Consider the following 6,803-nt stretch of genomic DNA (forward strand, 5'->3'; position numbering starts at 1 on the left):
CTCCAGCTCTCATCAAAACATGCCGCGCCGCAGAATCGGGCGCCGCTAATCCGGAATAAAATGCGATACGCAATATTGCAACATCAGCGGGGTGTTTTTTGTAATTTTATAACCGAGCAGATGCAGAAAGCTACGCGGCTGCTTCCGGTTGCGGCAGCCGGTGCGCGACGGATCTGGCATAATATGCAGCCACAGCTTCTTCGCCCTTCGCGATTGTCCAGCCGTCGTCTGCGTCCGTGATCATCCGGTGTTTGCGCATCCGGAAGAGCGCCTCTGAGCACTGTTTCGCAAAATCTTTTTCAGCCGCCGGCATGTCGTTCCGCAGATCCGTCGACAAGGCCCTTGCGCGTTCTGTAATTTCAGCAGTCGTAAGCGGCCCCTCTGCAGCGCCCAGAACATGAGACAAAAGCGGCACCAGCATCACAGGCATCGCATCCGCGATCCGTTGCATCAGATTTGCCGAAAGCTCCTCAACCGGGCGCTCGGGACCGAAGCCGCGCAGCGACAGGGGTTGTCCGAAGGCAACAGCGGCGGTCCCGAAGCGGACATATCTGCCCCTGAGAGCCTGCCAGAACTTCTTGAGTATAAATTTGACCACAACGCTGATCCGCGCGCCGAACCGCCGGTCACCGCGCTGGCTCGCGGCAATCAGAACACGATCTTCCAGAACCCTGTCGTAATTGATGGCAACGGGAACAAATACGACATCGCGTCCGCCCGGCTCATAGCCATCGGTGAGATAGGACAGCAGCCCCATGCGCGGCGGCATAAGCTCTCCTGTGAGGCTCAGCCCGCCTTCGGGAAAGATGCCCTGGGACACGCCGCCCTTGGTTGCCATCTGCACATAACGCGCAAGAACCTTACGGTAGAGCGCGCCGCGCGACCTGCGCCGGATAAAATAAGCTCCCATCATCCGGATCAGCCGGCTCAGCGGCCAGACCCGCGCCCATTCACCTACTGCATAAGACAGCGCAGAGGTGCGCGCGGCGAGATAAGTCACCAGAACATAATCCATGTTCGAGCGGTGGTTCATCACAAAAACGATTGTCGCATCCTTTGGGATCTTTTGGATCACCGCGTCGTTGCCCGGTGCGGTCCAGACCTCATAGATGGAGTTGACGAGCATCCGTGCCATGCGGATCCCGAGACCGAAGTAGGTAAACGCGCTGAAGCCCGGTACAATCTCGCGGGCATAACTGCGGGCTTTCTCAAAGCCCACGTTTTCAGGGACACCGTGCTCCTGGGCATAATTGACGATCTCGCGCGTCACTTCCGGATCATAAATCAGGCGCTGGATCATGTCGTATCGCCGGGCGAGCTTGAATGGTTCAATGGGCCGGGTCAGCCGCTCATTGAGCCGGCCGACTGCCTTTTCCAGACGACGCCGAAAAAACCACCGCACGGAGGGAAAAAGGAAATGCGATGCAAAAGTCACGGCCGCAAACAACAGGACCAGTACAAAAATCCAGAGCGGAACTTCAACCACTTGCGTCATATCGGGGACCCTCGCAGGCCGTTGCGTCAAGAACAACAGCAAAATTCACCACAGACGGCGCGACCTTTTCACGTGCTGAGAGACTGGCGCGGCAGTCAGCTCGCGATGCCGTTCGCGCTGCAATCGCATTGCCGCGCTGCGGCGAATTGACAAAGCCACAATATTTCAAGTATTCCGGTTTTAACGAAATAAAGTTGCTCAAACGATTCATGAGGTTCCGATGACCGAGACGCAGAAAGACCGCCCCTGGCTGATCCGCACCTATGCGGGACATTCGACCGCCAGCGCGTCTAACGCGCTGTATCGTGCGAATCTCGAAAAGGGACAGACCGGTCTGTCCGTGGCTTTCGATCTGCCGACACAGACCGGCTATGACAGCGACCACGTGCTCGCGCGTGGAGAGGTCGGCAAGGTTGGTGTGCCTGTCAGCCATCTTGGCGATATGCGCGCGCTTTTTGATCAGATCCCGCTTGATCAGATGAACACCTCAATGACCATCAATGCGACGGCACCCTGGCTACTTGCGCTCTATATAGCCGTGGCCGCCGAACAGGGTGCAGATATCAGCAAGTTGCAGGGCACCGTGCAAAACGATCTGATCAAGGAATACCTCAGCCGCGGCACATATATCTGCCCGCCCGCGCCGAGCCTTAAGATGATCGCGGATGTGGCTGAATATTGCTATTCCAACGTGCCGAAATGGAACCCGATGAACGTGTGTTCCTATCACCTGCAGGAAGCAGGAGCGACGCCGGAACAGGAACTGGCCTTTGCGCTGGCCACGGCGACGGCCGTGCTCGATACGCTGCGTCCGCGTGTGCCGGAAGAAGATTTTCCCGCAGTCGTCGGGCGCATTTCGTTTTTCGTGAATGCTGGAATCCGCTTTGTCACCGAGATGTGCAAGATGCGTGCCTTTGTCGATCTCTGGGACGAAATCTGTCTGGAGCGTTATGGCGTGCAGGATCCGAAATTCCGCCGGTTCCGCTACGGTGTGCAGGTGAACTCGCTGGGCCTCACCGAGCAGCAACCGGAAAACAACGTCTACCGCATTCTGATCGAAATGCTTGCCGTGACGCTGAGCAAAAAAGCGCGCGCCCGTGCGGTGCAGCTGCCCGCCTGGAACGAAGCGCTCGGTCTGCCGCGTCCCTGGGACCAGCAGTGGTCGATGCGGATGCAGCAGATCATGGCCTATGAAACCGATCTGCTGGAGTTCGACGATCTCTTCGACGGCAACCCGGCAGTGGACGCAAAAGTCGAAGCCCTGAAAGAGGGGGCGCGGCTGGAGCTTGCAAACCTTGACAGCATGGGCGGCGCGATTTCGGCGATTGACTATATGAAAGCGCGGCTGGTGGACAGCAATGCAGCCCGTCTCAGCCGGATCGAAGCCGGCGAAACCGTGGTCGTCGGTGTAAACAAATGGCAAAAGGGCGAGCCCTCGCCGCTGATGACCGGCGACGGGGGCATTATGGTCGTCGATCCCGCGGTGGAAGCCGAACAGATCGGCCGGCTCGACGCCTGGCGCACCGGGCGTGATGCCGGCGCCGTCAAAGCGGCTCTGACAGACCTGCGCTCGGCCGCACAGCAGGGGCGGAATGTGATGCCCGCGTCCATCGCTGCGGCAAAAGCGGGAGTAACAACGGGCGAATGGGCAGCCGAAATGCGTGCGGTACACGGCGAGTATCGCGGGCCCACCGGTGTATCGGGCGCGCGCTCGAACCGCACCGAGGGGCTGGATGATCTGCGCGCTGCGGTGGACGCCGTCAGCGACCGGCTCGGGCGACGTCTGAAGTTCCTTGTTGGTAAGCCGGGGCTGGACGGCCACTCAAACGGTGCCGAACAGATCGCTGTCCGCGCCCGTGACTGCGGCATGGACATCGCCTATGAAGGCATCCGCCTTACGCCTGAAGAGATCGTAAAAGCAGCGCGCGAGGATGAGGCTCATGTCGTTGGTCTGTCCATCCTCTCCGGCAGTCATATTCCGCTTGTCGCAGATCTGAAGGACCGGATGCGCGCGGCGGGCCTGGGGCATATCCCGGTAATCGTCGGCGGCATTATTCCGGAAGATGATGCAGATAACCTGCGCGCGATGGGTGTGGCCCGCGTCTATACCCCCAAGGATTTCGAGCTCAACACGATAATGAAAGACATCGTGACGCTTGTGGATCACCGCGCCGTCGCAGCAGAGTAACCTCACGTGCGGCAGGTTATCTTTCGCTTGTCCCTGCCGGGACAAGCAGGGTAGCAGTGTATCCGGACCCTGGGAGGATACCGCAATGACCATTCACATCGGCGCAGTGCCGGGCGCTATAGCTGAAACCGTTCTGATGCCAGGGGATCCATATCGGGCCCGCTGGGCGGCGGAGACTTTTCTGGAAGGCGCCGAACTGGTGAACGAAGTGCGTGGCATGCTGGGCTTCACCGGTACATGGCGCGGCAACCGGGTGACCATCCAGGGCTCGGGCATGGGCATGCCGTCTTTGTCGATCTATGCCAACGAACTGATCCGGGATTATGACGCGCAGACGCTGATCCGGATCGGATCCTGTGGTGGCATGCAGCCGCATGTCTCCGTCCGCGATGTGATTATCGCGATGTCCGCCTCGACAATCACGTCGCCTTCATCGGGCATCTTCCGTGAGGTGAATTTCGCGCCGACTGCTGATTATACTCTGCTGGCCGCAGCGGTGTCTGCAGCAGAGGCAAAAGGGACACCCACACATGTGGGCGGGATCTATTCGTCAGATGTATTCTATGCGGAGCGGCCTGATCTTGATGAACAGATGGTCCGCCACGGAATTCTGGGTGTCGAAATGGAGGCAGCAGAGCTTTATACGCTGGCCGCGCGCTACAACCGCCGCGCGCTGGCTGTTCTGACCGTCAGCGATCATTTGCAGACGGGAGAGGCGCTGCCCGCCGAAGACCGGGAGAAATCCTTTGGCGATATGGTCGAGATTGCGCTTGAGGCCGCTTTCGCCTGATTGGTGCGAACCACTGTAGCCTGCCCCGGAATACCATATAAAGCGTAGCTTCAACCGCAGCCCGCCCTGGCGTCAGCGACCCTCAGTCGCCATGCGTGCGGTCATAGCTGTTTTCAGCCGCAGGCTTCCATCCTGCCATCGCATCCGGTTCCGCGCGGAACACATCCACCTGCAGGGGATAGCAGGACGCGGCATCGCTTGAATGAGAGGCCGAACAATCGCCGCCGGGGCAGGCCGACAGATTGCCCAGCAAATCAGTTTCGGCGACAAATTCGATATAGTCCCCCGGTCGCACGGGACTGGCTTTCATAAAATACTGCCCGGTGTCACGGGTGAACCCTGTGCACATAAAGACATTGAGCACGTCATGCACAAGCGGTTCCGCCTCAGCGCGCGACAGGCCCGTGTGCTCTGCCAGTGCGCGGACCAGATTGGAATGGCAGCAGTGGTGGTACTGTCCGCCATCTGACAAAAGCGCATGAGTATAGGGGTCGCACCGGGTGCCGATCACGTCATGTACCGACCCGCCGAAACTATCGATACCGTACCAGGCGAGCGTATCGTGGGTGATCGTCGCCAGCGGGCGCATATGCGGAAAGCTGCTCCACAAGCGCTCTCCCGTCGTCAGATGCGTGCCGTGCAGGGCACGGGATTTACCGGAATAGAACCGCTCCGACAGGTTTTGTGCGTTGTGCAGATTGAGATCACCGACCTGCGGCCCTTCGACCGAGGTGATCCGGAAGAACTGCCCGGCGGGGACAGAAAACGTCCGCGCCTCGCGGGGCGGGACCGTGACGCGGTCGGTTTGTGTCAGGTTTTTACGGGCTGCTTCATAGCGCGCCATATCGGCGGCGGGCAGGTTTTCGGGCGGATAGCAGATCACCGGTCTGATCGCGCGCCGCGCGTCCGCGTCCTCTGGCTGGGTCATGGTCGGGTCCTTTGTATGTCTTAGCGCATCAGAGCTTTGGCAGGTGCGATTTGCAACCCTGTGGCGGGCCGTCTGATGCGGTGAAGGCTTCCGCACCGCAGGCGGCGCAGCGGTATTTGCGCAGAGACCCGCGATCACCATTCCGGTCGGCCCGCCAGCGACAAAGCCGCGTGCCCCGTTTGCGCCGCGCGAAGATGGCGACGATGATAAATGCAATGATCAGGCCGATGACGATATGCATATGATCAGCCCGCACCCAGGGCCGGCGCATGACAGTGTGGCGCAGGTGCGTTGGCCCGCACACTGTGGATGACTGCCGGCAGGACCTTCCACGGGCGGATTACCGTGGGTATTTCAGATTTATTGTGCATCAGATCATCAGGTGGCCGGCAAGGCCAAGTGCAAACCCGAGTACCGCCCCAAGCGGGGGCAGCAGAGTATTTTCCAGAGGGACCTGCGGCGCAATATCCTGAAACATCAGATACAGTATCCCGCCGGATGCGAACATCATAACCGCGCCGACGCCGGCATCCATGGAGGGCGGCAAAGTCAGGCCGATCCAGGCCGCCAGCGGCCCCAGTGGCACCATTGCAACAAAGAGCCAGAGCGATGTCGCCTGCCCGTTCTCTGCGGTCCCGTTCATCTCGCGCATAGCATTAAAACCCTCCGGCAGATTTTGCAGACAGATCAGCGCGGCGACAAGGATTGCGGTATTTATTTCGCCGGTGATGACAGCGCCCAGGGCCAGCGCCTCCGGCAGGTAATCCATTATCATCGCCAGAAACTGAGCCATACGCCCACCGGACCCGGCAATCAGACTGTCAAGCCAGCAAAAACCCGCCCCGCCTGCAAGAAACCACGTGAGAGCAGGCAAAGGCGCCAGACGCGCGTTGCCTTCCGGGATCAGCACCAGGGCAACGGCCGCGAAAAGTGCGCCGGCGCCAAAAGCCATCACTCCGTGTCTGAATTCTGTTTGCGCCCACCCAGGCAGGATATTGAACCGCCAAAGAGCGAGGCATCCACCCAGCGGAATACTCAGCCCGGCCAGCGTAGCCAGACCAAGCGCCATCCAAAGCGGTTCGCTCAAGCCTTCAGACCCGGCGCTCGACCATCATCTTTTTGATGTTTGCGATCGCCTCAGCGGGGTTCAGACCCTTTGGGCACGTCTTGGCGCAGTTCATGATCGTATGGCAGCGGTAAAGCTTGAACGGATCTTCCAGATCGTCAAGCCGCTCGCCTGTCGCCTCGTCACGGCTGTCAATAATCCAGCGATAGGCATGTAGAAGCGCTGCCGGGCCCAGATAGCGGTCGCCGTTCCACCAGTAGCTCGGGCAGGCGGTCGAGCAGGAGGCGCACATCACACACTCATAAAGCCCGTCGAGCTTTTTGCGGTCTTCGATCG

7 protein-coding genes are annotated in these 6,803 nt (G+C 59.8%); 2 read left to right on the forward strand and 5 right to left on the reverse strand.

Annotated features, from left to right (window positions below; genetic code table 11):
• Positions 1 to 130: 130 nt before the first annotated feature.
• Positions 131 to 1,495 carry a 1-acyl-sn-glycerol-3-phosphate acyltransferase gene (locus Q0M35_RS05090; RefSeq protein WP_295313138.1) on the reverse strand — a complete coding sequence of 455 codons (1,365 nt, stop codon included), beginning with the start codon at positions 1,493 to 1,495 and terminating at the stop codon, positions 131 to 133.
• A 220-nt stretch (positions 1,496 to 1,715) separates the two neighbouring features.
• On the opposite strand from Q0M35_RS05090, the gene Q0M35_RS05095 reads away from it, so the two are divergent.
• Together Q0M35_RS05095 and deoD are read left to right on the forward strand one after the other, a co-directional pair.
• Entirely contained in the window at positions 1,716 to 3,683 is a 1,968-nt protein-coding gene (locus tag Q0M35_RS05095; protein WP_295313139.1) for a protein meaA, read from the forward strand.
• An 85-nt stretch (positions 3,684 to 3,768) separates the two neighbouring features.
• Positions 3,769 to 4,473: a purine-nucleoside phosphorylase gene (deoD, locus tag Q0M35_RS05100; protein WP_295313140.1), complete on the forward strand. Its 705-nt coding sequence runs from the start codon at positions 3,769 to 3,771 to the stop codon at positions 4,471 to 4,473.
• An 82-nt stretch (positions 4,474 to 4,555) separates the two neighbouring features.
• On the opposite strand, the gene Q0M35_RS05105 is transcribed toward deoD, so the two are convergent.
• The 4 genes from Q0M35_RS05105 to Q0M35_RS05120 all read right to left on the reverse strand — a co-directional run.
• Positions 4,556 to 5,401, reverse strand: a complete 846-nt coding sequence (locus Q0M35_RS05105; protein WP_295313141.1) for a DUF1989 domain-containing protein — start codon at positions 5,399 to 5,401, stop codon at positions 4,556 to 4,558.
• A gap of 28 nt (positions 5,402 to 5,429) precedes the next feature.
• Positions 5,430 to 5,642 carry a hypothetical protein gene (locus Q0M35_RS05110; protein ID WP_295313142.1) on the reverse strand — a complete coding sequence of 71 codons (213 nt, stop codon included), beginning with the start codon at positions 5,640 to 5,642 and terminating at the stop codon, positions 5,430 to 5,432.
• Positions 5,643 to 5,771: 129 nt separating this feature from the next.
• Positions 5,772 to 6,488: a hypothetical protein gene (locus tag Q0M35_RS05115; protein ID WP_295313143.1), complete on the reverse strand. Its 717-nt coding sequence runs from the start codon at positions 6,486 to 6,488 to the stop codon at positions 5,772 to 5,774.
• A gap of 4 nt (positions 6,489 to 6,492) precedes the next feature.
• A partial coding sequence (locus tag Q0M35_RS05120) for a 4Fe-4S dicluster domain-containing protein (protein WP_295313144.1) occupies positions 6,493 to 6,803 on the reverse strand: 311 nt, incomplete at its 5' end.

Origin of the sequence: Roseobacter sp., assembly GCF_024639605.1 — a bacterium.
Classification (GTDB): domain Bacteria; phylum Pseudomonadota; class Alphaproteobacteria; order Rhodobacterales; family Rhodobacteraceae; genus Roseobacter.

Excerpts from the sequence above, each read along its gene's own strand:
- deoD (WP_295313140.1), top strand. The coding sequence starts at position 3,769 with ATGACCATTCACATCGGCGCAGTGCCGGGCGCTATAGCTGAAACCGTT.
- Q0M35_RS05090 (WP_295313138.1), bottom strand. The coding sequence starts at position 1,495 with ATGACGCAAGTGGTTGAAGTTCCGCTCTGGATTTTTGTACTGGTCCTG.
- Q0M35_RS05110 (WP_295313142.1), bottom strand. The coding sequence starts at position 5,642 with ATGCATATCGTCATCGGCCTGATCATTGCATTTATCATCGTCGCCATC.
- Q0M35_RS05105 (WP_295313141.1), bottom strand. The coding sequence starts at position 5,401 with ATGACCCAGCCAGAGGACGCGGACGCGCGGCGCGCGATCAGACCGGTG.
- Q0M35_RS05095 (WP_295313139.1), top strand. The coding sequence starts at position 1,716 with ATGACCGAGACGCAGAAAGACCGCCCCTGGCTGATCCGCACCTATGCG.